The organism is Pseudomonas sp. R3-41 (genome assembly GCF_054161485.1).
Window position 1 is genome coordinate 4,236,219 of sequence record NZ_CP096421.1, and the last position, 22,377, is coordinate 4,258,595.

At 60.8% G+C, this 22,377-nt stretch carries 18 protein-coding genes and 2 pseudogenes; 11 read left to right on the top strand and 9 right to left on the bottom strand.

Annotated elements, in window-relative coordinates; all coding sequences use genetic code 11:
• Positions 1–55: 55 nt before the first annotated feature.
• Genes M1D99_RS18050 through M1D99_RS18060 form a run of 3 tightly spaced genes read left to right on the top strand, consistent with a single transcriptional unit; the run spans position 56 to position 2,430 of the window.
• The gene (locus M1D99_RS18050) at positions 56–877 is read left to right on the top strand and encodes a molybdenum cofactor biosynthesis F family protein (protein WP_434570832.1); all 822 of its coding nucleotides are present in this window, start codon (positions 56–58) and stop codon (positions 875–877) included.
• On the top strand, positions 870–1,670 hold the full coding sequence (locus tag M1D99_RS18055; RefSeq protein WP_434570834.1) for an SDR family NAD(P)-dependent oxidoreductase: 801 nt from the start codon (positions 870–872) through the stop codon (positions 1,668–1,670). Before M1D99_RS18050 ends, M1D99_RS18055 begins: the two co-directional genes overlap by 8 nt.
• Positions 1,663–2,430 carry an SDR family oxidoreductase gene (locus M1D99_RS18060; RefSeq protein ID WP_434570836.1) on the top strand — a complete coding sequence of 256 codons (768 nt, stop codon included), beginning with the start codon at positions 1,663–1,665 and terminating at the stop codon, positions 2,428–2,430. Before M1D99_RS18055 ends, M1D99_RS18060 begins: the two co-directional genes overlap by 8 nt.
• 176 nt (positions 2,431–2,606) lie before the next feature.
• Here M1D99_RS18060 and feaR read toward each other — a convergent pair whose 3' ends face one another.
• The 3 genes from feaR to M1D99_RS18075 all read right to left on the bottom strand — a co-directional run bounded on the left by feaR (position 2,607) and on the right by M1D99_RS18075 (position 5,757).
• On the bottom strand, positions 2,607–3,569 hold the full coding sequence (feaR, locus tag M1D99_RS18065) for a transcriptional regulator FeaR (RefSeq protein ID WP_186707401.1): 963 nt from the start codon (positions 3,567–3,569) through the stop codon (positions 2,607–2,609).
• Positions 3,570–3,692: 123 nt separating this feature from the next.
• Complete coding sequence (locus M1D99_RS18070; protein ID WP_434570838.1) at positions 3,693–4,313, bottom strand: DUF3156 family protein; 621 nt, start codon at positions 4,311–4,313, stop codon at positions 3,693–3,695.
• Entirely contained in the window at positions 4,258–5,757 is a 1,500-nt protein-coding gene (locus M1D99_RS18075; RefSeq protein WP_434570840.1) for an APC family permease, read from the bottom strand. The genes M1D99_RS18070 and M1D99_RS18075 overlap by 56 nt, the downstream gene beginning before the upstream one ends.
• Before the next feature lie 292 nt (positions 5,758–6,049).
• Between M1D99_RS18075 and M1D99_RS18080 the strand changes: the two genes are divergently transcribed.
• On the top strand, positions 6,050–7,378 hold the full coding sequence (locus tag M1D99_RS18080) for an alginate export family protein (protein ID WP_434570842.1): 1,329 nt from the start codon (positions 6,050–6,052) through the stop codon (positions 7,376–7,378).
• Between the two features lie 104 nt (positions 7,379–7,482).
• On the opposite strand, the pseudogene M1D99_RS18085 reads toward M1D99_RS18080, so the two are convergent.
• Both M1D99_RS18085 and M1D99_RS18090 read right to left on the bottom strand, forming a co-directional pair.
• Positions 7,483–7,671: pseudogene (locus M1D99_RS18085) on the bottom strand (methyl-accepting chemotaxis protein); the annotation flags it as partial.
• Positions 7,672–7,776: 105 nt separating this feature from the next.
• Positions 7,777–8,439, bottom strand: a pseudogene (locus tag M1D99_RS18090) (PAS domain-containing protein); the annotation flags it as partial.
• A 208-nt stretch (positions 8,440–8,647) separates the two neighbouring features.
• Here M1D99_RS18090 and M1D99_RS18095 point away from each other — a divergent pair.
• A complete protein-coding gene (locus tag M1D99_RS18095; RefSeq protein ID WP_434570844.1) occupies positions 8,648–10,135 on the top strand; it encodes an aldehyde dehydrogenase family protein in 1,488 nt (495 codons plus the stop codon).
• Between the two features lie 452 nt (positions 10,136–10,587).
• On the opposite strand, the gene M1D99_RS18100 is transcribed toward M1D99_RS18095, so the two are convergent.
• Both M1D99_RS18100 and M1D99_RS18105 read right to left on the bottom strand, forming a co-directional pair.
• Positions 10,588–11,526: an ABC transporter substrate-binding protein gene (locus tag M1D99_RS18100; protein WP_434570846.1), complete on the bottom strand. Its 939-nt coding sequence runs from the start codon at positions 11,524–11,526 to the stop codon at positions 10,588–10,590.
• A 273-nt stretch (positions 11,527–11,799) separates the two neighbouring features.
• Positions 11,800–12,756 carry a threonine dehydratase gene (locus tag M1D99_RS18105; protein WP_434570847.1) on the bottom strand — a complete coding sequence of 319 codons (957 nt, stop codon included), beginning with the start codon at positions 12,754–12,756 and terminating at the stop codon, positions 11,800–11,802.
• Between the two features lie 93 nt (positions 12,757–12,849).
• On the opposite strand from M1D99_RS18105, the gene M1D99_RS18110 reads away from it, so the two are divergent.
• Positions 12,850–13,653: a helix-turn-helix transcriptional regulator gene (locus M1D99_RS18110; protein ID WP_458130546.1), complete on the top strand. Its 804-nt coding sequence runs from the start codon at positions 12,850–12,852 to the stop codon at positions 13,651–13,653.
• Positions 13,654–13,884: 231 nt separating this feature from the next.
• Here M1D99_RS18110 and M1D99_RS18115 read toward each other — a convergent pair whose 3' ends face one another.
• Positions 13,885–14,649: an SDR family NAD(P)-dependent oxidoreductase gene (locus tag M1D99_RS18115; protein ID WP_458130547.1), complete on the bottom strand. Its 765-nt coding sequence runs from the start codon at positions 14,647–14,649 to the stop codon at positions 13,885–13,887.
• Between the two features lie 395 nt (positions 14,650–15,044).
• Positions 15,045–15,641, bottom strand: coding sequence for a TetR family transcriptional regulator (locus tag M1D99_RS18120; protein ID WP_186707381.1), 597 nt, complete (start codon positions 15,639–15,641; stop codon positions 15,045–15,047).
• A 513-nt stretch (positions 15,642–16,154) separates the two neighbouring features.
• Between M1D99_RS18120 and M1D99_RS18125 the strand changes: the two genes are divergently transcribed.
• The 5 genes from M1D99_RS18125 (at position 16,155) to M1D99_RS18145 (ending at position 22,333) form a co-directional block, all read left to right on the top strand.
• The gene (locus M1D99_RS18125) at positions 16,155–17,168 is read left to right on the top strand and encodes an SDR family oxidoreductase (protein ID WP_458130548.1); all 1,014 of its coding nucleotides are present in this window, start codon (positions 16,155–16,157) and stop codon (positions 17,166–17,168) included.
• Between the two features lie 78 nt (positions 17,169–17,246).
• Positions 17,247–18,767: a class I adenylate-forming enzyme family protein gene (locus M1D99_RS18130; protein WP_434570853.1), complete on the top strand. Its 1,521-nt coding sequence runs from the start codon at positions 17,247–17,249 to the stop codon at positions 18,765–18,767.
• Positions 18,757–19,368: an HAD-IB family hydrolase gene (locus M1D99_RS18135; protein ID WP_434570855.1), complete on the top strand. Its 612-nt coding sequence runs from the start codon at positions 18,757–18,759 to the stop codon at positions 19,366–19,368. Before M1D99_RS18130 ends, M1D99_RS18135 begins: the two co-directional genes overlap by 11 nt.
• A 3-nt stretch (positions 19,369–19,371) precedes the next feature.
• Positions 19,372–21,135 carry an FAD-dependent monooxygenase gene (locus tag M1D99_RS18140; protein ID WP_458130549.1) on the top strand — a complete coding sequence of 588 codons (1,764 nt, stop codon included), beginning with the start codon at positions 19,372–19,374 and terminating at the stop codon, positions 21,133–21,135.
• A 118-nt stretch (positions 21,136–21,253) separates the two neighbouring features.
• A complete protein-coding gene (locus M1D99_RS18145) occupies positions 21,254–22,333 on the top strand; it encodes a phosphopantetheine-binding protein (RefSeq protein ID WP_186707376.1) in 1,080 nt (359 codons plus the stop codon).
• Positions 22,334–22,377 lie beyond the last annotated feature (44 nt).

Below are 22,377 nucleotides of genomic sequence, written 5' to 3' on the forward strand. Positions count from 1 at the left end.
CCGTTGCCCGGCGCCTCATGATCCGAGTGGTTAATTCAACCACCGGAGCCTTGCAATGAGCACATCTTCAGACTGGATCACCGTCGGCGCCCTGGCCGATGGCTTTGCCCCCGAAGCCTTCATCCTGCCCAACCTGGCCGACCTGGATGGCAAGACCTTCACCCTGCATTTCGCCAATGGCTGGCAGATCGAGCATCGCTTCGAGCAGGACACCCTGACCTGGAACGCCGCCGATGGGCACTCCAGCGGCACCGCGCCCTACCGAGCCACTTCGGTGCGCCCGGGCCTGTACCTGGTGGACTTCATCAAGCGCGAAGGCGAGCTGACGTCGTCGATAAGCCTGGTGCTCGATACCGCCAACGCCGCGTTCACCGCCGTGATCGGCCGCATGCCCAGCCAGGAACAGACCGGCGAAGGCCTCTACCACCGCGCATTGGCCGGCAAGCCACTGACCTCGGTTCAAGCGCAGTTCCTCCACGGCAGCCTCGACCGTCCCTGGCAGCCTGGCCTGTGTCCGCACGCGCCGACCACCGAACTGGTGGGGCTGCGCAACCTGTATCGCTACAGCCCGAGCGAAGTCTACGAACACATTTACCTCAACGACCAGTTCTACTCCTGGCAGTGCCTGAAGGGCGTTGAACAAGGCCTGTGCGACACCGATCGCTGCGACACCTACAAGATCGCCGACCAGTTGTACCTCTTCGTCTGGCGGGAAAAGATCATCCCGACCCTGGGCCTGGTACTGATCGACCTGCAACAGCACCGCAGCGACGGCAAGATCTTCGGTTACGCCGGCGCGGCGTTCGATGAGCTTTCCAATTTCCCGGTCAGTTCCTACTGCCAAGTGCTCAATCAGACGGAGTATCCCGATGCCTGACTCACGCACCGTGGTGATCACCGGTGCCGGCACCGGCATCGGCGCCGCTTGCGCCCGGCTGTATGCCGGCGAAGGCGCCAACCTGGTGCTGATCGGCCGCCGCCGCGAACCCCTGGAAGCACTCGCCGAGGACATCGGTGGCTTGGTGTTGGTGGGCGATGCGGCCTGCCCGAGCACCTGGGACAGCTTCATCGAGCAGATTCACGCGCGTTACGGCCGACTCGACGTGTTGCTGGCCTGTGCCGGCGGCTTGGGCATGGGCAGCGCCACCGAGACTCAGCCATCGGCCTGGGAAGCCGCCCTGCGCAGCAATCTCGACAGCGCTTTCTACAGCGCCCGGGCGTGCCTGCCTCTGTTGCAGGAAAGCGCCGGCAACATCGTGCTGATCGCCTCCATCGCGTCATTGGCGGCAGGCCCCCACGTGTGCGGCTACACCACCGCCAAGCATGCGTTGCTCGGCCTCAACCGCTCTCTGGCAAGGGATTACGGGCCTCACGGCGTACGGGTCAATGCGGTCTGCCCAGGCTGGGTGCGCACCCCCATGGCCGATGAAGAAATGCAGGCATTGATGCAGTTCCATGGCGAAACGTTGCAGCAGGCCTACGACCGGGTCTGCGCCGACGTGCCGTTGCGCAGGCCGGCCAGCGCGGAGGAAATCGCCATTGTCTGCCGTTTCCTGGCCTCGCCTGATGCGTCGATCATCACCGGGGCGACGCTGGTGGCCGATGGCGGCTCCAGCATCGTCGACGTGCCGACCCTGGCCTTCAGCCGGATGGAGGCCCGCGATGCCTGACGATCTGGATTTCAGCGGCCAGACCGTACTGGTCACGGGCGGCGCACAAGGTATTGGCCGGGCCATCGTTGAAGCGTTTGCCCTGCGCGGAGCCCGCGTGGTGATTGCCGACCTGGGCCTGGCCCGGGCCGAAGCAGTGGCCGGCGAATTGACCGCCGTGGGCTGTCAGGTGCAAGCGGTGGCGGTTGACCTGGCCGACGCGACGGCGATCTTCGACATGATGTCTGCGCTGGAACAACGCTTGGGGCGGCTGGATACCTTGGTGCACAACGCCGGGTATTTTCCGCTGACGCCGTTCGCCGAGATCACCCCGGCGATACTGCAACGAACGCTGGCGGTGAACCTGTCGGCGCTGTTCTGGCTGACCCAGGCCGCATTGCCGATGTTCCGGCGCCAGGGCCGGGGCTGCGTGCTGGTGACCTCCTCGGTCACCGGCCCGCGGGTGGCGTATCCGGGGCTCAGCCACTACGCGGCCTCCAAGGCCGGGGTCAATGGTTTCATTCGCAACGCCGCGCTGGAACTGGCGGCCGAGAATGTCCGCGTCAACGGGGTTGAACCGGGCATGATCGCCACACCGGCCATGGCCAACCTGGGCGACGACGAGGTCAACCAGGACATCGCCCGCCGAGTACCGCTGGGTCGTTTGGGCCAACCGAGCGACATCGCCGGGGCCATGTTGTTCCTGGCGTCGAGCCTGGCTGGCTATGTGACTGGGCAGACGTTGGTGGTGGATGGGGGTTCGACTTTGCCGGAGGTTTGAACCTATGGGAGCGGTACCTAGCTGAGGTGGTGAATGTACCGCCGCCTTCGCGAGCAAGCCCGCTCCCACACTTTCCAATGTCATTCACAAATCCTGCTCATCACAACCCCCTTTGTGGGAGCGGGCTTGCTCGCGAAAGCGGTGGGTCAGACTGCAAAGCCATTGGATATATCCACTCAAGCCACCCCCTGCCCCACCTGCAAACGACTGGAACGAAACGCCTTGGGCGACTGCTCGAACTGCTTCTTGAACGAACGGCTGAAATGCGCCGAATCGGTGAAGCCCCACTTGTAGGCGATCGAGGTAATGGACTCGTCCCGCAGGAACGGGTTGATCAGGTCATCGGCGCTGCGCTTGAGCCGGGCTCGCTGGATGTAGCGACACACGCTGTCATCCTGTTCTTCGAACAAACGATACAGATGCCGCACCGAAATATTCAGCCGATTGGCCAGGCCCACGGGGCTGAGGCCTGGCTGGGTAAGTGATTCGTCGATGACCTTCTGGACATAGCTGCGCAAATGGCTGCCCTGCAACGCCACCCCTTCGTCACGACCATCGCTACCCTGTTCCAGGGCCGAGCCCAACAGAGAAACGAAGGCACTGTGCAAGGCTTCACCCTCGCCCGCCGCGCCCTCGCCGTCCGGTGTGTCCTTGCACAGTTGATCCATCAATACATGCAGCATCCGCCCACACGCCTTGCTGGACGAAACCTTGCCAAAGGTCTTGGTTTCCCCGCCCAGTTGCCGCGACACGTCCTGGCGAGACAAGGACAGCACCGCGTGCTCGATCAGGCCGAACGGGGTGATCTCAAGCGCGCCTGCCGAATCCATCAACAACAATTCACCGGGCGCCAACTGGATGCTCCGGCCGTTCTGGGTAATGCGGCAGTAACCGCTGCGCTGGCTGACCAGGAGGCAATCCTGGTCATCATCATGATCGGCGTTGGGGGAGTGACGCTTGATGTTACCGGCATTGGTCCGCAGGTTGGCGAGGGCAAGGCCTCCCCGATGAAAATTCGACACTTCACCAATGAACAGCGCGCGATTGAAGGCCAGCTCGGTATCGAAGTGGCCGCAAGTCGCCCGCAGATCCCGGTTCCAGGTGTCCAGACCGTCCTGCCCAACCTGTTGCATGCTCATGGCATTCTCCGCAGTGGCTTTTTGTTTTTGTGCGGCAATAGTTAACATGTTATCTATATGCACGCAACAAGTACCTGATCGCCAGAGCAGTAGCAGGAATAATGCCAGGACAGCACAACAGAATCAGAGCGTTGCCAATACCCGCTGCAGGCCGCTCAAGGTCGCCAGCAGGACGCCGCGCTGCTCGCGGCTCAACGGGATATAACGACGAAAGGCCGGCATGCGATTGACCACTTCGCTACCGCCCATGTGTTCCAGGCGCACGCACCACTGGCGGCCCTGCAGATCGATGCGCAGCCGCTTGAAATCCAGCGGCATGAGGGCCTGATACAACACGCGGTCCTTCTCCACGGCCGCCTGCACCCTGGCCGCCAGGTCACTGCGCCCGTCTCGCTGCCGACAACGAATGCCGCTGCGCCGGACAGCCCCGCCGTGGTGCAACTCCAGGCGCGCCGTGCCCTCTCGGGAAGCAGGCACGCGTAGCACGAATTCGGTCATCACCAGGTGCATCAACAACTGCGATTCGGTGCGCTCGACAACTTCCAACTGCAAGCTGCCGTCGTCGGTGACTGCCGTGGCGACGGTCGGGCCTGTGACCTCGAATCGCGCCAATGCGAGGTTGCGCCGCACATGTTCCAAGGTCACCCCGGGCCGATAACCGGCCGGGGCGCGCTGGGCGCTGAATACCTCAGACAGCTTTTGCAGCAGGGTCGACAAACTCGCCCGCAGGTTGCCCTGGCTCATGGGAAAACTCCTTGGCCAGTACGTCTTCCACCAACGCTGGCTTGAATGGATTGACCTTCTGCACCACCAGGGTCCAGAACAAGGCGTACGCCGCGGTGCCGCCGAGCATCACCGCGAAGGGCACGTAGATGTCCGCCGGATTCATGCCGGGCGGTGTGATGAACCACATGCCCAGCAGAATGCCGACACTGGACAGGATCTGCGGCAACGGGAACCACGGTGAGCGATAGGCCCGCGGCAGATCGGGGCGACGAATCCGCAGGCTGACCACCGACACGGTCACCAGCAGGTAGGCAAAACTCCAGGCGCACACCGCCGCCAACACCAGGTGCATGATGTTGTCGGGATTGCCGCCCAGCCACCACGCATGCAGGCAAGGAATCAGCATCGCCACCAAGATGCACAGCAACGGCGTCTTGAAGCGAGGATGCAAATAAGTGAAGACCTTCGGCAATGCGCCGTCCACCGCCATGCCGTAGAGAATCCGTGGCACGCCGGCCATCAGGGTGTTGATGGTCGCCGCACCGGCGAACAGAAAGCCGATGCCCAGCCACATCGGGCCGATATCGCCCATGACCTGTTCGGCGAACCGCGGAATCGCCATGGGGGTGTCCAGCAGATGCACGCCGCTGGTGGCATCGAGCAGCACGTTTTCCACCTGGCGCTTCATCGCCGCACCGTAGATGAACATGCAGGTGGCGACGCTGAACAAGCCCAGCATCATGGCCCGGGGCATGGTCCGGGCGGAATTGCGCAGGTCCGGTGCCAGGGGCGTGACGAATTCGCAGCCGACGAACATGAACATGGCCATGCCCACCAACGACAACACCGTGACCAGATCGGTGCCCACCACGGAGGCGCCAAACCAGCCCTCCAGCTCCACCGCCGGCGCGGCGATCAGGCCCAACACGCCGAACACCATCAGGGTGGTCCACATGCCGAATGTCAGGATGATCTCCGCCCGGCCAAAGGCGCTGACGCCGAACGCATTGAGCACCCCAAACACCACCACGAAGCCCACGCCCAGCAACCAGGAACCGCCCGCCGATTCGGCCAGGGTGTTGAGGTGCTCGAAGTTCACCAGGGCCATGACCCCGGCCAGGATGGTCTCGGCGGTGCCGGCGAACACATGGACAATCAGATAGGCCGACAAGGTGCCGGTAATCGCGAAGAAACGGCCCATGCCACAGTTGATGTAGTCATAGACCGAGCCGGTGGTGGGAAGAATCGACGCGGCCTCGGCGAACGTCGTCGCCTGGGCCAGCATCATCACCACGGCGATCAGCATCGCCATGGCAAAGGCGCTGCCGCCGATGCCAAAGCCCATGGTCGCGGTGAGAATCACGGGGCTTGCCATGATCAGGCCAATGGTGCTGGCCAACGCGGTGGGAAAACCCACCGAACCCCGGTTCAAGTGCTCGGTGAGCCTGTCATTGATCGACATGGTGCAAGGTCCTCGAAAGCGCATTTTTAGTATGGATGCCACAGCCGTCCAGGACCCGGCGATCATGCCTTCCCCAACCGGTCCCTGATCGAAACGGCGTTGCGTGCAGCCTTACTCTGCGCCGCCCCGCCCCAGGCGTCTTGCCCATGTCTGCCGGTGGTTTTGTTGCTGCCTGCCAACACCGCCACGCTGGCGGCCTGGGTCAACTCCTTGGCAGGCAGGTGAAAGACTTCCCCGGGGGCCGCTCCCTTTAATGCGCGCTCTGCTGTCCTATCACACTGGGGAATCCACCATGGAGCACACACGCCGTACACCTTTGCTGCGCAACGCCATCGGTTTGGGCATCGCCCTGCTGGTCGCCGACTCATCGGCCCAGGCCTATGAGCTTTACGCCGACGAAGACACTACCGTCACCGGTAACTTCCTGGCGGTCTACGGGCTGTTCAACAGCCGCAAGAACTATGACGGCACCACCGGTGGTTCGAGCTGGCGCGAAGGTTTCATCAAGTATGGCCTGAGTATCGACCAGACACTTGGCAGCCTGGGCAGTGTCTACGGGACGGCCAATCTGGTCAGCTCCGGCACTTGGGGCGATGGCGATGCGGCCGGCCTGAGCGACGGTTCCGAACGCACCACCAAGTTCGACGAAGCCTTTGCCGGCTGGCGCTCGGGGGACTTGTTCCCGGCATTGGGCAAGGACGGTGTCGATCTGTCCTACGGCCGCCAAGTGATTACCCTCGGCGACGGTTTCATCATCAATGACGATGGCCTGAACCTGGGCAAAGGCGTGGCCGATGGCGAACTCAACCGTGGCGGCGCCTATTACCTGGCGGCCCGGCATGCCTTCGACGAAACCGCCGTCGTGCGCCTGGGCGGCAAGGACGGCGTGCATGGCAGCCTGATGTGGATCAAGTCCGACAACCGCGCCCAGGCCAACACTGAAATGGCCGCCGGCACCCTGGAATACACCGCCGCACCAGGCACCCTGGGACTGACCTATATCCATGGCCTCGATGTCGACGACCGCTACGCCAGCGATTTCCAGAAGCAACGCGACGGCATGGACATCTACAGCCTGCGTGGCGCCGGCAATGCCGGCATCGAAAATGCTCATTTCTCTTTCGAGTATGCCTGGCAGGACAAGGACGCGGGCCCGGAGAAGGCCTGGTACGCCGAAGCCGGCTACACCTTCGCCGACCTGCCCTGGACGCCGGACCTGACCTATCGCTACAGCCGCTATTCCAAGGATTGGGACTCGATGTTCAACGGCCAGAACCGTGGCTACGGCACCTGGTTCCAGGGTGAAGTGGCGGGCAACTACGCCGGGCCCTTCAACAGCAACACCGCCATCCAGCACGTCGGCCTCAAGCTCAAGCCGGCGGAAAACGTGACCCTTGGCGCGCTGTTCTTCGACTACCAGACCCTGCACAGCCGCCAAGCGCCGAACCTCGATGCCCGGGAGCTGGACCTGTACGTGGAATGGGCGGTGAATGAACATCTGATCGTCACGCCGCTGGTGGGTTTGTACACGCCTGAGAAGGATGCGGACAACGGGGGCAATCAGGTGGGCGGCAACGGCACCAACGTCTACAGCCAGTTGGTGGTGGCGGTTCCGTTCTAGACGACCGACCTTAGGAGCTGCCGAAGATGCGATCTTTTGATCTTTCGCTTGAGATTCAAGTGTCTGGGGAAAGATCGCAGCCTCGTTGCACTCGTCAGCTCCTACTGCAACATGGTCTGGATCTGATGGGTTGCCTGCCGGGTGCTTTGCGCCAGCTTGCGCACCTCATCGGCCACCACCGAGAAACCGCGCCCGACATCTCCGGCCCTGGCCGCTTCGATCGCGGCGTTCAAGGCGAGCAGATTGGTCTGGTCGGCAATGCCCTTGATCACCCCCACCACCGTGGCAATCTGGGCGTAGGTCACCTGGTTCTGTTCCAGCATGCGCTGGTGGGTGGACTGGGCCGAGCGCTCATCGCTGATATCACGCACCGCACCGATGACCCGCACCAGTTGCCCATGGGGGTCACGTACCGCCCGACCGCGTTCGCGGCACCAGATGTAGTCCCGGCTCTTGTGGCGCATGCGGTATTCGAAGACGTATTCGCCGCTGCCCTGGGAACCGAGAATCTCGCGGTCGAAAATGGCCATGATCTTCGGCAGGTCATCCGGGTGGGTGATGCCGACCTGGGCATCCCAGCCATCGGGCAGGTCGCCAGGACCGTACCCCAGCAGCGCACGGAACTGACTGGAAAAACGCATGCCACTGGCCGGGTGCTGGAGATCGCCGTCGACCACGGTAATGTCCCAGCAGCCTTCCGTCAGGGTCGACTGCAGCAGTTCCCAGATCTGCGCGTCCTGGCGATGTTGCTGTAGCTGCTGGTTGTATTCGCCCAAACGATGTTCAAGCACCTGCTCACGCTCGCGGGCTTGCTCCAGTTGCTGGCGAGCCAGGTGCAACTCATGCTCGCTTTGCTGCCGGCGCAAGGTTTGCGCTTGCACTTGTGCCTCGGCCTGGTGCAACCGCGCGGCGACGCTCGCCATTTGCCCCGCATACTGTTCAAGGACCGTCCGCAGTGGCGGATACGCATCGAGCATCGGCGTGGCCTGCCTTTCACCGGCCAGCACACGCTGCACCTGGGCAATCAACGCCAATTTCTGTTTGTTGGTCTGGAGAAACATCGCCCGCCCCTTTGCCCATCAAGTCAAAACCGAATCTGATCGCAAACCGGCCAGGCTGGCTTGTCCCTGGCTGCACAGGACCTTGCTCCTGGCTGCCAATCGCTCGGGCTGGCAGCCACAGACATACCGCGCGGCAGGCACAGTCAAGCCGGGCGGTGGCGCCGGGATTACCCTCGGGCTTTCCCTTGTTCGCGATCAGGAAACCCTCATGAGCGATATTGCCCTGCTGCCTCAGGTCGAAGCCTTCCTCGCTAGACATCACGCCCTGTTCATCGACGGTGGCTACGTCGAAAGCCAGAGCCGCCAGACGTTGGACGTCGTCAACCCCGCCACCGGCCAAGTCATCGCCCAGGTCAGCGACGCCGCCCCCGGCGACATCGATGCGGCGGTGGATTCGTCCCGTCGCGGTTTCAAGCAATGGTCGCAAACCGCGCCAGCGGTTCGCGGCCATGTGCTGCTCAAGTTGGCGGACCTGTTGGAGCGCAACCGCGAAGAACTGGCGCAGATCGAAACCTGCCAGTCGGGGAAGATCATCCACATCTCCCGGGCCTTCGAAGTCGACCAGGCCGCGCACTTCCTGCGTTACTACGCCGGCTGGGCGACCAAGATCGGTGGCGAGACGATCACCCCCTCGTTGCCGTCCTTCGCTGGGGAACGCTACACCGCGTTCACCTTGCGTGAACCGGTCGGGGTGGTGGTCGGTATCGTACCGTGGAATTTTTCCACCATGATCGCCATCTGGAAACTGGCCTCGGCCCTGGTCACCGGCTGCAGCATCATCATCAAGCCCAGCGAGTTCACCCCGCTGACCATCCTGCGCATCGCTGAACTGGCCATGGAAGCCGGCCTGCCGGCCGGTGCCCTGAACGTATTGACCGGTGGCGGCCAGGTGGGCAAAGGACTGATCGAGCATCCTGGGACCAATAAGGTGTCATTCACCGGTTCCGTGCCCACCGGCCTGGCGGTGGGCCAGGCGGCCATGGGCGCCGGGCTGACCCGTGCGACCTTGGAACTGGGCGGGAAGAATGCCGCGGGGTTCCTGCGCGATATCGATCCCGAGGTGGCGGTCAACGGCATCATCGAGGCGGGCTTCCTGCATTCGGGACAAATCTGCGCGGCGGCGGAACGGTTCTTCGTCCATCGCTCGCAGATCGAGTCGATCATGGACAAACTGGCCCAGCGCTTGAGTAAGCTCACCATTGGCTCGCCCCTGGACGAACGCACCGAATTCGGCCCGGTGACCAACCGCCAGCACCAGCACAAACTCGGGGAGTTCTTCGCCAAGGCCCGCGCGCAGAACAACACCATCGTCCACGGCGGCAAGCTGATCGATGGGCCGGGTTGCTACGTCGAGCCGACCATCATCCTCGCCAACCGCCGCGACGACAGCCTGCTCAACGAAGAGACCTTCGGCCCGATCGCCACTTTTTTTCCTTACGACACTGAGGAAGAACTGCTGGAACTGATGAACGACACGCCCTACGGCCTCAGCGCCAGCCTCTGGACCAATGACCTGGGCAAGGCCCTGCGCATGGTTCCCGCCATCGAAGCCGGCACCGTATGGGTGAACATGCACACCCTGCTCGACCCGGCCGTGCCATTTGGCGGCAGCAAATCTTCCGGGATGGGCCGTGAATTTGGCAGTGCATTCATCGATGACTACACCGAACTGAAATCGGTGATGATCCGCTACTGAGCGGCAAAAGGGCTCTGGGACACTGACCCAGAGCCTCATTCACCACACATACATTGTGGGAGCTGAGCTTGCTCGCGATAGCGGTGGGTAGGCTTGCATTCATGTTGAAGGTGCCAACGCCATCGCGAGCAAGCTCGGCTCCCACAGGGTAATGGGCTTGCACAAATCCGGGGTTCACCACGAACCCCCTGTGGGAGCTGAGCTTGCTCGCGATAGCGGTGGGTAGGCTTGCATTCACGTTGAAGGTGCCAACGCCATCGCGAGCAAGCTCGGCTCCCACAGGGTAATGGGGTTGCACAAATCCGGGGTTCACCACGAACCCCCTGTGGGAGCTGAGCTTGCTCGCGATAGCGGACTGTCAGTCAATGATGATACCGACTGACCGAAAGCCTTCGCGAGCAAGTCCGCTCCCACGGGGCCTGCGGGTGAGTCAGGAAACGTGTTCGCGCGAGTTATTCGCCCAAGGCCTGGTTGAAGGACGTGTCGATAATCCCGGCGGTGGTCAGCGGGGCCGGCAGCGCCTTGACCTTGAACAGGAAATCCGCCGTGCTTTGCAGGTCGGCGGCGGCCTGTCGGTCCACCGGGCCGATGCTCATGTGAGCCTGGCGCAACCAATGGCGCGAGACGTTCTGGTCGAGGTTGGCCTTTTTCGCCCACAGGTCCGCGTATGCGTCGGTGTGGGTGTCGACCCAGGCACGTGCCTGCTTCACCCGCCCGAGGAAGTCGGCAATGGCTTCGCGCTTGTTGTCGATGGCCGGTGTCGAAGCGGCAATGGCGCTGAGGCCGGGCATGAGGTTTTTCGCCGTCAGGATCGGCCGGGCGCCGGAGAACAGGATCTGCTGCGAGATGTAGGGTTCCCACACCGGAAAAGCATCAATGCTGCCCTGGGGCAAGGCCGCCGCCGCGTCGATAGGCATCAGCTTGATGAAGTCCACATGGTGCTCCGGCAGGCCGGCCTGTTCCAGGGCACGCAGGGTCAGTTGCTGGCTCCAGGCGCCTGGCCAATAGGCGACCTTCTTGCCCTTGAGGTCGGCGATGGTCTTGACCGGTGAGTCCTTGGGCACCAGCAGCGCGATGGTGTCCGGGTTCTGCCGCGAAACACCGATCAGTTTCACCGGAGCCTGTTTGGCAGCCAGGAACAGGAACCCCGAATCGCCGAGGAAACCCAGGTCCAGGTCGCCGGTATTCAGTGCCTCGGCCAGGGGCGCGGCGGCCTGGAAATGTTTCCAGTCGACGCGGTAGGGAGCGCCCTCAAGCACACCCGAAGCCTCCATCGAGGCCCGCACGTTGTAATAGTTCTGGTCGCCGACATGCAGGACCAACGGCTCGCTGGCCTGGGACAACGGTGCGGCGAACAATGTGCTGAGGAGCAGAGAACGGAAGAACTTCATGAAGGCATTCCTGAATGGATTTCATAGAACATAACGCTCTTATAATCCCCACTAGAAATTCTTTTAACGCATAAGCTCATCGCCACAAAGCAGCCAGTGTCCAGGGTGCAACAATGCCGCAACAGACTGTTGGTTGGGTAACATCTCCTTGAAGCCACATTTCCCAGGCGACCGCTTCGATTCTTCGGTCATGGGTATACCCTCCAAAGCTATATCAATAACCGTAAGAAATAATCGATCTAAGCTGAGTCCTGAAGTGCCCACCGCGCCGGCTCAACCGATCAACCTCGCATACACTGGCCGGTCGATATTCCCCCCGGTCAGAATCACCGCCACCTTTTTCCCCTGCATCGCTTCACGCTCCTGCATGAGCGCCGCCAAGGCCGCGGCGCCCGCGCCTTCGGCGAGGTTGTGGGTGTCGGTGTAATACACCCGCATGGCCTCGGCAATTTCAGCGTCGCTGACCGCTACGATCCGCGCCGCAGCGGCACCGTAGATGGCCAAGGCCTCGGGAATGGGTTTGCGCACGGCCAGTCCGTCGGCAAAGGTATTGGCCGAAGGGGTTTCGCAAAGTCTTCCCGTTTCAAAGGACGACTTCGCCGCGTCGGCCTCGGTGGACACGACGCCCACCACGCGGGTTTTCAGGCCCAAGGCATCGCGGGCGGCGATGACTGCGCAAATCCCCGATCCGCAGCCTATCGGCACGTAGACCGTATCCAGGTCCGGCACCGCCTGGAACAGCTCAAGCCCGTAGGTCGCCACACCCTTGACCAATTCGGGATGAAACGGCGGCACCAGGTAGAGTCCCTGGGCGTGGGCCAAGCGTAAGGCCTCTTCGCGGGCCTCATCGAAATCGCGGCCATACTCGACCACCTCGCCGCCAAAGCCACGCATGGCGTTGTTCTTCTCCACCGAGTTACCTTGCGGCACGACAATCAGCGCTTTCAAACCCAAGGCAGTGGCCGCCAGCGCCAGGCTCTGGCCGTGATTGCCGCGCGTCGCCGTGACGATGCCTTTTGCCTCCGGGTGTTCGCGCTTGAGCCAATGCACGAAGGTCAGGCCACCGCGCGCCTTGAAGGCCCCGGTCGGGGTGTGGTTTTCATGCTTGACCCACACGGTGCAACCCAACCGTTCAGCCAACAACGGCCAGGCGTATTGGGCAGTGGCGGGCATGAATTGATAGAGATGGCGGGCAGCCTGTTCAATGTCGTCGCGGGTCAGTGTGTGCATGGTGGGCCTCCAGGTTTTTGCCCAGTCTAATCAGCGCGCCATCGACGGGCTTTCAGAAAACTGACCTGACTTTCGGGCCCGCTCTTCACTACTATGCAGTCCATGAGCTCGCGAAACCGCCAACCGCCGCCCCCACCTGAACCGGTCCGTCGTATCGAGGCCGGTCCCTGGGCGATCGAATTGCTGCCCGGCTGCGCCTACGCCACTCGCTATGTCGCGGCCCAGTCAGCCATCGGCTTTGCTTTCGACAGCCAGCGTGGCCTGCACGCCATCGGCAGCGACCGGGTCCGGCCGTTTGACGCGTTGCCCAACGGCCTGGCATTCGTTCCCGTCGGATGCGACGTGTTTTCCGAATCTCCCGCTGGCGGTGAATACCTGCGAGTCGTGCGTACCGACGGTATGGCGTTACCGGGGACGCATGCATTCAACAATCGCATTGACCCGCAGGCCATCACCCTCGCATTGAGAATGCGCAGCGCGCTGTTGCGTGCCACCGCAGAGGACGATTGGGAAGCCTGGGCGCTCGGGTTGGCTGAACGCGTGATCGGTCACAAAGCGTTTTCACCACGCCCTCAAGGCTCCATCACGGACAGCCGGATGCGCCTGCTCGACGACTTCATCGACGCCAGTCTCGACAGCCCGGTGGGGGTCCAGGCCATGGCGGGGCTGCTTGGCTTGTCCGAGGGTTATTTCATGCGGGCGTTCAAGCAGGCGACTGGCAAAAGCCCGCACAGCTACCTGATCGACCGGCGCCTCGCCAAGGCACGGGCGCTGATGCGTGACTCAACCGCCCGGCTGACCGACATCGCACACACCTGTGGCTTCAACTCCCAGGCGCACATGACCACGCTGTTCAAGCAACGCCTTGGCATCAGTCCGGCGCAGTTGCGCAGGTAGTTGTTCGGGTCTGATACACCGTTATCGCGAGCAGGCTCGCTCCCACAAAGGTCGGCGGTGGATTCCGATCCCTGGAACGCCTCGAAACCACTGTGGGAGCGGGCTTGCTCGCGAAGACGGCGTTACATCCAACATCTTCACCAACTGACCCACCGCTTTCGCGAGCAAGCCCGCTCCCACAAGGTGACCGCGTTCGCTTCAAGTCATGCGCGTGCGCAGCACGATGCCCGACTAACCAGCGGTAACAGTCATGCCGCCGTCCGCCATGACCACCGCACCGACCACAAAACTCGCACGGTCCGAGGCCAGGAACGCCACCACCTCGGCAATTTCCTGCGGCTGTGCAGCCCGACCGATGGGCGCAGCTTCACCGTGCCGGGCGAGGAACGCCGGACCGTCCTCGACCACGTCATTGAGGATGTTGGTGACCACATCGCCAACCCCGATGGCATTGACACGAATACCCTGCTCGATGACTTCCAGCGCCAAGGTGCGCGTCAGTTGCGCCAGGGCCCCCTTGGAGGCGGTGTAGGCGGCAATGGTCGGGAAGGCAAAATAGGACGCGTAGGAGGCAATGTTGACGATGGCCCCCGATTGGTTGGGCATCATCGCCTTGACCGCTTCGCGTGAGTGCAGAAAGGCGGCGGTGGCGTTGACCGCCTGGATGCGTTCCCAGTCCTGGCGCGTCATGTCGATCACTAACTTGTTGATGATGATCCCGGCGTTGTTGACCAGGATGTCCAGCCGGCCGAACTGCTCGACGGCCAGGCCCACGGCGCGCTCGGCGGCGCCATCCGCGGTGATGTCGGCCTCCAGCGGCACCAGCCCCGGACGGGCCAGCTCATGGACGGCGGGGTTGATGTCTTCAGCCACCACCTTGGCGCCGCGGGCATGCAACAGCAATGCGACAGCCCTGCCGATGCCACTGGCAGCGCCGGTGACCAGCGCAACCTTGCCTTCGACTTCGTGGGGAATAGTGGGTTGGATATCGGTCATGATCGCTCTCCTGCGTGAGCGGGCAGACGAGACATTCGCCGGCCCGGCGCCCATGGGCGCTGTCGTTATCGACGGCTTCACTGTCTCGCATCGGCGGATGCCGGGCTTTCGCAGGCTTGCTGGGACTGTCGGGGTCTTGCGCGAATCTGTCCGTGAGGGCCAAAGCATTGCTCTAGCTGAACCATCGCCATCGCCATCGCGAGCAAGCTCGCTCCCACAGGGGAGTGGCGGTGGATGAGCCTCTCGCAGGCGCCCCAAAAAATGTGGGAGCGAGCTTGCTCGCGATGACGGTCGCACCGTCAACATCATTTCATGAGCTGTTGATCCAGGCAGCGGCATTAGCGAACCAGATGCTGGACGCCAATCGCTGGCCTGTCGGGAATAATGGCGGCGGACTACAAAGACTCTGCGGTCTGGATGAGCGAATTGAGCACCAGCTTTATTTCAGTCGCTGGATCTTTATGCCCTTGCAATATCAAGCCTTCGGCCAAGGCCGTGAAGGTCTTCGCAAGCGCGGCATGTTCCAGCGGTGGTTTCTTGCCAGCATGGTTGAATATGACAGTAATCAACTTGCCCAAGGCCTCGCTGTTTTCCTCATGCAGGTCATAGTAATGCTGCGAGAACGCTTCATCACGCAGGGCAATCAATTGCAACTCGGCGTCGAGGATCGCACAGCGGGTATTGTTCTTCAGGGTGTCGATATAGGCGTTCAAGCCATGGCTCAACTGCTCCGACGAATACCCCGACGTCAGGGTCGTACTCAATCGATCGATTTCAACGCGCTTGAAGCGTTGAGTCAGTTGCAGGAGCAAGTCCGATTTACTGGAAAAATTGGAAAAGAAGGCGCCTTTGGAGAAGCCGGCCTCCTCGGCAATGACGTTGACGCTGGCGGCATGAAAGCCTTTGCTGATCATCAGCTCAGTAGCGGTGTCGAATAATTTGTCTCTTGTTATTTGCTGGCTCTCTTCTCGACCTAGTCTCTTTTTAATCACGCCCTCGGCTCCTTTGGCCAGTCAAAATATGCACCTGTATCTGAATGCGACGAAGCGATTACTCACTGTAGTGAACCCGTGTTCGCCATCATATCTTATACGCGCCTCATTCAATCATTTACATTTTAACTTTCAAGAAGTGCCATGTATGTGCCATGTAACCGGGACAGCCTGCCGTGATGCAAGATGGACTATGCAGTCACGTTTTTCACACCGGGAACAGGTGAATCCAAACCATCGAGGCTCGTTGCTCGCGGGCGGGTTGGCCCCCTCTTTGACCTTCCTCAAGGCCGCATTTTCCGCATCTCCACGCCACGCTATCGGATGAAAAAATCCACGTAACGGCCGGCTCAGAGCCATCGATTCGCTAGCTTTGCGAAATACCGCTTGATTTTCAGATACCGAATGGTTTTTACTTGCGCCGTTGGTGGAGCCCAACGCCTGATCAGAGCATCGAGTCAGTGACACCGATCTCAATGCAATGACAGGTCACCTCACAGGAGCGGGATTTTAATGGAATATGCCTTCGTTACAGGCTCTACTGGCCTGCTCGGGAATAATGTCGTTCGTGCGCTGTTAAAACGAAACATCAAAGTAAAAGCCCTGGTTCGTTCCGCAGAGAAAGCCAAGAAACAGTTCAGCGGCCTGCCCGTCGAATGGGTCGAAGGCGACATGCTCAATGTCGACGCCTTCAGTCATGCACTGCAAGGGTGCGATGCCTTGTTCCATACGGCGGCTTATTTCCGCGACAGTTACAAAGGCGGGAAACACTGGCAAAAACTCTATGACACGAATGTGACCGGCACCGAGCGCTTGCTGCAAGCTGCTTATGACGCCGGCATCCGTCGTGCCGTGCACACCTCGTCCATTGCGGTGTTGAAGGGCAATAAAGATCAAGTGATCGATGAAACCATGTCTCGCAGTGAACAGGAGGCTGATGATTATTACTTGAGCAAAATATTGTCCGAACAGAAAGTCCAGCAATTCCTGGCGCAGCACCCGGACATGTTCATTGCCATGGTCTTGCCAGGGTGGATGTTCGGCCCGGGGGATATCGGCCCGACGTCCTCAGGGCAGTTTCTGCTGGACTTTGTCGGACAAAAACTGCCCGGCGTACTTCCCGGCAGCTTTTCCGTCGTCGATGCCCGGGATGTGGCCGAACATCAAATCGCGGCCATCACCCGCGGCAGGTCCGGAGAGCGTTACCTCGCCGCCGGCAATCACATGGACATGAAGAGCATCTTCCAGGCGCTGGCCAGCGTCAGTGGCGTAAAAGCCCCGGAACGAAAAGTGCCTTTGTTCATGCTGCGACTGATCGCGCTGATCTATGAAGGCTATTACCGAATTACCAAGAAGCCGGTACTGATCAGTACGTCTACGGTCAAGCTCATGGCGCAAGAACAAGACCGCACGCATTTCAGCCACAACAAAAGTTCAAGGGAGTTGCAATGCCAATTCCGCCCTGTCGCTGAAACCCTGACCGATACCCTGGACTGGTATCGGAACAACAACTACACAGATGCTTAATTGAGACCATTCATAAAGCCTGCCTCTGTAGTACTTTTTTGACACGCCCTATATCCAAGGATTGAAAGAGGTTGGTAAATGAAAAGCCTTTCATATAAAGAAGGTTTTCTGCATCGTTTTGTCGGTTTTTCGGAATCCTTTCCCGAGCAAGTGGCTATCCGACACTTGGACACGGAAGAAGACACCGTTACTTATCGCGAGCTGCGCATCAAGGCCGAAGCCTGCAATGGCGCCCTGACGGCACTCGGTGTATTGCCAGGTGATAAAGTCGCGCTGGTGCTGCCCAACGGGGTGGCCTTCATCGCTTATTACCTGGCGATTATCGGGCGGGGTGCCATTCCGGTCATCCTCAACTACAAGTTGACCTCTTTTGAAATGAACAGTGTGGTCAGCCTCGCCAGGCCGACCCTGGTGGTCACGACCCCAGTGCTATGGGTGCAACACAACGAGATATTCCAGCCCAACAACGGCGTCAGACACGCCCTGGTGCTGGACGACGGGAGCGAACCTTCATCGCCCCTGCCCGCCAGTGCAACGGCCGCCTCTCACTTGCCTCGACAGCTCGAACCCTTGTTGCTGCCCGAAGGCAATCCGATCGTCTCGGTGCAGTTCACTTATCGAGGCATCGGCAGGCCCCTGGCGGTTTCTCACCGCTACCTCGACCTGACGCAATCGAGCGATGGGCTGCACGAGCATTTTCACCTGCAAGGCGTCGGCTCCGTGCATCTGGTGACACTGCCGCTGTATGCCATCTTCGGCCTGTCGGTGATGATGGTGTTTCCCTTGAGCGTGGGCGCCACCCTGCTCATGACCAACACCCTGCTCAACCGGGACCTGGCAGAAGTCCTGTCCGAGCACCAGGTCACCTTTGCTTGCCTGGTGCCCGATGTCATTCGCTACTTCAATACGCGGCTGGCAAAACGCAAAGGCCCGCGGTTGCCGTTGCACCCGCAACTGATGCTCTACTCGGGCGGCAGCCACCTGCCGGCCGATGAAGCCGAAAAGCTGGGCACGCTGCTGGGCTGCAATCCGGTACTCCAGGGCTACGGCTTGACCGAAAGCATGCCGGTGCTCGTGCAGAGTTCGATTGGCCCGGTCCACCGCGGCGCCATGGGCCAGCCGATCAGCGGCGTGGAACTGCGCATCGTCGATGCCGAGGGCCAGGACGTGGCACCCGGGCGCATCGGCGAGTTACTGATCCGCGGCGCGATGGTGATCGGCGGCTACAACGATGCCGAGGACACCAATGCCCGATTCTTCCGCGACGGCTGGTTCCACAGCGGTGACCTGGTCTGGCGCGACGACGATGGGCATGTATTTTTCTTTTGCCAACGCCTGCGCATCTCGAAGATCAAGGCGCAGATGGTCGACCTGGTGGAAATCGAATCCATCGCCCTCAAGCACCCCGACGTGGTGCGCGCCAGGGCCTATATCGTCCCGGATCACAAGGAAGTCAACGTGCTGCACCTGTGCGTCGAAGGGACCGGCGAGCTGACCCAGAACGCGCTGGGCACCCTGCTTTCGCGTGACCTGTCGGGCTTCAAGCTGCCCAAGACCATCGAGATCATCCAGCTCAAGGAAGAGGCACATGCACATTAACAGCACCCAACCGGTACTGGCCGTTTTTGACTTCGACGGCACGTTGACCGACCGGCACACCTTCTGGCGCTACATGCGCTACATCGTCGGCACCCGTTCGTTCTGGCTGCGGATCATTCCCCTGCTGCCCAAGATGCTCAGCGTGATCCTGGGCATCACCCCACTGATGCAAGCGCGCCTGGCCTTCATTGCCTGTTACCTGGGCGGGCTGTCGGTGGAGCAAGAACGCGAGCACGCCAAATACTTCATCAGCGAACAGCTGCCGCTCTGGCTCAGGCCCGAGGCGTTGCGGCGACTGCAATGGCATCAGTCCATGGGGCATATCACCGCGCTGGTCAGCAACTCGCCGGAAAACTACCTGATCCCTTGGGGCCAGGCCGCGGGGTTTGACTATGTGTGCGGCACGCGCCTGGCCACGGCAAAAAACAAACTCACCGGCGGGATCGCCGGTACCAATTGTGTAGAGCGAGAGAAAGTCACGCGCCTGAAAGGCTGCCTGAGCAATCTGGATGATTTTTATATTTATGCCTACGGCGACTCATCAGGCGACGCTGACCTGCTCGGCATCGCCAACTCTCCCTTCTACAGAAACTGGTACTGATCGATGAACACGCTGAGCAACTTGGCCCCCAAGCATTTCAAGCGCCCTGACAGCGCCCCGACCGTCATGATCGTCGGCGCCGGGCCCATCGGCCTGTCCTTGGCAATCATGCTGAAAAAATGGGGCGTGGCGTTTCGCATCATTGAAAAGAACGCCGGCCCCTCGACCGCGACCAAGGCAATGGCGATCCATTCCCGCGCCCTGGAAATCTTTCGAGACCTGGGGGTTGCCGAGCAAGCCATTCACGACGGTTTCACGATCAACCAGTTTTCCGTGCAGTCGAATGCCAAGCGAGTGTTGAACTACAACTTCTCCTACCTGGACGCGACCTACCCCCTGCTCTTGAGCCTGCCACAGCCGCAAACCGAGAAGATTCTCCTGGAGCGGTTGAAGGAACTGGGCGCGGAGGTGGAGTGGAACACCGAACTGGTGGACATCGAAAACCTGCCGGGTTCGGTGCGCATGACGCTCAAGCATGCCGACGGCACCGACGAAACCTTCGCCAGTCGCTGGGTGGCCGCCTGTGACGGTGCTCGCAGCAACATTCGAAAACGCCTGGACATGACCTTCGAAGGTTCGTCCTATGACCGCTTTTTCATGCTCGCCGATGCCGATATCCAATGGTCCGGCAGCCAGGATGAGGGCGCGTTTTTCCTCGGTGCACAAGACGGTTACGTGGCGGTTGCGCCGATCAGCGCCCAGTCCCGTTATCGGCTGTTCATCGAAATGCCCTACAACCTGCCGCCAGAAGGCGAGCGTCCGTCGCTGAGCCTGGAGAACTTCCAGCGCCTGTGCGAAGGACGTGGGCAGAAGATGACGTTGTCCAATATTTCCTCGACGACCATCGCCTCGTTCCAGCATCGCCGCGTGCAAACGATGCAACAAGGCTCGGTGTTCCTGCTGGGGGACTCGGCGCATATCGGCAGCCCCATCGGTGGCCAATGGATGAACCTGGGGGTTTCCGAGGCCTATAACCTGGCCTGGAAAATCGCCTATGTCGATCAGGGCCTGGCGGATCCGTCCTTGCTCGACAGTTACAACGAGGAGCGTTATCCGGTTGCCCTGGAAGTCGAGAACACCGCCCACCGGTTGACGGGACTGATTACCGTCCGGCGGCGCGCCCTGGTCTGGCTGCGTGACAACGTCCTGCCGTTGTTGAGTAAACGGAAAAAGGTCCAGCGTAAGTTGCCGTCAATGATTTCCGGTCATCAGTATCACTACGAAAAGAGTGATTACATCCAGGAATCGCTGACGAAGAAACAGCGCTACAACTGGAACAAGAAAGGTAAAAAAACCGAGTTCCCGAGTGCAGCACCTCGCGCCGGGCAACTGGCACCCGATGTCGAGTTGTGGCAACTGCAAGGGCTGCCCACAAAACACTTGATCGACCTGTTCCACGGAACGTTCACGCTGTTGATCTTCAGCGCGGCCGATCAGTTTTCACCTTTATTGCCGGGCCATTACGCCTTGGCCGAGTCGGTGGAAAAGGACTACCCAGGCATCAAGGCTTATTGCGTGATCGATGCCCTGAGCAGCGCCGGGCTGCCCTCCTGGCACTCGACACTGCTGGATCCCGATTGGCGACTGCACAAGCGCTACCACGCCAAGGCAGGCACGTTGATGCTGATTCGTCCTGACGGCTACATCGCTTTCCAAGGTGCCAATGCGATAACGCTGGCGACTTACCTGAACGTAAGGTCCGGGTTGCTCAAGGGCGCCAGAAAAACCACCTCTTATGAGATCGACGCAGTGGAACTCCAACTTTAAGTCGCCCAATGGCTATTGCCAATTTGCTTCATTGATATAAACAAGGCCCAGTCCTGGGCCATGATTTTTGATCTTTCTTTTATATAGAAATATCGACCGACTTGGTTAGGAGAACCTGATGCGCTTGCAACTTAACGATGTGGTGCAGGAATTCATCGTGTCCAACGGGAGAATAGCCCACAGCTATTTCTCTCTGTCTGAAAAGATCATTGAGTCATTGTGCGAATCCAATGTCGCCAAGGAAGCGATATTGCTGCGCGTGTTGGAACAGGCCGAAACCGTCACGGCCCATTACTTCAATGCTCATCAACAAGTTCTCGAGGGCGTTTATGCCCATGGGATCGAAACCTCCGTCAGCCAAAGTGTTGCAGTGCTGGAGCCTGTTCACGCTAAACCGACCATATTGGCCCCGATGCCCGTCGCCGAAACCGTCGCAGAGACATCGGCACTCAGCTACGGGCAATGGTTGCGCGGCGAAATCAGCGCCGTCACCGGCTTCCAGGCACAACAGATCGACTTCGATCAAAGCTTCGAGAGCCTGGGGATCGACTCGCTGGGACTGGTGGATATTTTCGAGTCCCTGGCCCAGCACTTCCCGGAAAAGAAAGCGCTCACCGCGCAGCTCTTCGATGCCCCTACCCCGACCGCCTTGCTGGCCCGACTTGAAGCCGATCCACAGGCGCCGGCGGTGGATGTCCAGGGTTGGGTACTCGACCAACTCGCGGCGATCACCGGCTTTACGGTTGAGCAGATCGACCCGACACAAAGCTATGAAAGCCTGGGCCTGGATTCGCTCGTGCAGCTGGATTTCCTCGAGTCGGTCGTCGCCCTGTGGCCGCAGCTCAAGGCTCACAGTTCCGAGCTGGCCAATGCCAAATTCCCGCAGGCAACCATTGCCCTGATCCAAGCCGCCCTGGCCGATCCCCAACCGCAAGCGACGCCCTCACCTGCCGCGGCCGCCACTCAAGGGCAGGCGGAAAACCTGCTGCTCAACGCCCTGTCGCCGTTGATCCCGGACGCCGCGCAGTCCATCGATATCCAGACGCCGTTCGCCCAACTGGGCCTCAACGGCTTCGCTCGGGAGGCGCTCTGCCATTCCATGGCGCAACAGTGCTCGGCCAGCGAGTTTGCCGGTGAAGCGTTGATGTCCCGTCGCACGCCCCAGGATGCCTTGTCGCTGCTGGCCAGACTGAGCTGAGCCCAGCAACGAGCAACAGGAATGGAATCCGGGTGACGAACCAG

Bases quoted from the DNA above. Each gene is read 5' to 3' on its own strand.
- M1D99_RS18050 (WP_434570832.1), top strand. From the start codon at position 56: ATGAGCACATCTTCAGACTGGATCACCGTCGGCGCCCTGGCCGATGGC.
- M1D99_RS18055 (WP_434570834.1), top strand. From the start codon at position 870: ATGCCTGACTCACGCACCGTGGTGATCACCGGTGCCGGCACCGGCATC.
- M1D99_RS18060 (WP_434570836.1), top strand. From the start codon at position 1,663: ATGCCTGACGATCTGGATTTCAGCGGCCAGACCGTACTGGTCACGGGC.
- feaR (WP_186707401.1), bottom strand. From the start codon at position 3,569: ATGAGCATGCAACAGGTTGGGCAGGACGGTCTGGACACCTGGAACCGG.
- M1D99_RS18070 (WP_434570838.1), bottom strand. From the start codon at position 4,313: ATGAGCCAGGGCAACCTGCGGGCGAGTTTGTCGACCCTGCTGCAAAAG.
- M1D99_RS18075 (WP_434570840.1), bottom strand. From the start codon at position 5,757: ATGTCGATCAATGACAGGCTCACCGAGCACTTGAACCGGGGTTCGGTG.
- M1D99_RS18080 (WP_434570842.1), top strand. From the start codon at position 6,050: ATGGAGCACACACGCCGTACACCTTTGCTGCGCAACGCCATCGGTTTG.
- M1D99_RS18095 (WP_434570844.1), top strand. From the start codon at position 8,648: ATGAGCGATATTGCCCTGCTGCCTCAGGTCGAAGCCTTCCTCGCTAGA.
- M1D99_RS18100 (WP_434570846.1), bottom strand. From the start codon at position 11,526: ATGAAGTTCTTCCGTTCTCTGCTCCTCAGCACATTGTTCGCCGCACCG.
- M1D99_RS18105 (WP_434570847.1), bottom strand. From the start codon at position 12,756: ATGCACACACTGACCCGCGACGACATTGAACAGGCTGCCCGCCATCTC.
- M1D99_RS18110 (WP_458130546.1), top strand. From the start codon at position 12,850: ATGCAGTCCATGAGCTCGCGAAACCGCCAACCGCCGCCCCCACCTGAA.
- M1D99_RS18115 (WP_458130547.1), bottom strand. From the start codon at position 14,649: ATGACCGATATCCAACCCACTATTCCCCACGAAGTCGAAGGCAAGGTT.
- M1D99_RS18125 (WP_458130548.1), top strand. From the start codon at position 16,155: ATGGAATATGCCTTCGTTACAGGCTCTACTGGCCTGCTCGGGAATAAT.
- M1D99_RS18130 (WP_434570853.1), top strand. From the start codon at position 17,247: ATGAAAAGCCTTTCATATAAAGAAGGTTTTCTGCATCGTTTTGTCGGT.
- M1D99_RS18135 (WP_434570855.1), top strand. From the start codon at position 18,757: ATGCACATTAACAGCACCCAACCGGTACTGGCCGTTTTTGACTTCGAC.
- M1D99_RS18140 (WP_458130549.1), top strand. From the start codon at position 19,372: ATGAACACGCTGAGCAACTTGGCCCCCAAGCATTTCAAGCGCCCTGAC.
- M1D99_RS18145 (WP_186707376.1), top strand. From the start codon at position 21,254: ATGCGCTTGCAACTTAACGATGTGGTGCAGGAATTCATCGTGTCCAAC.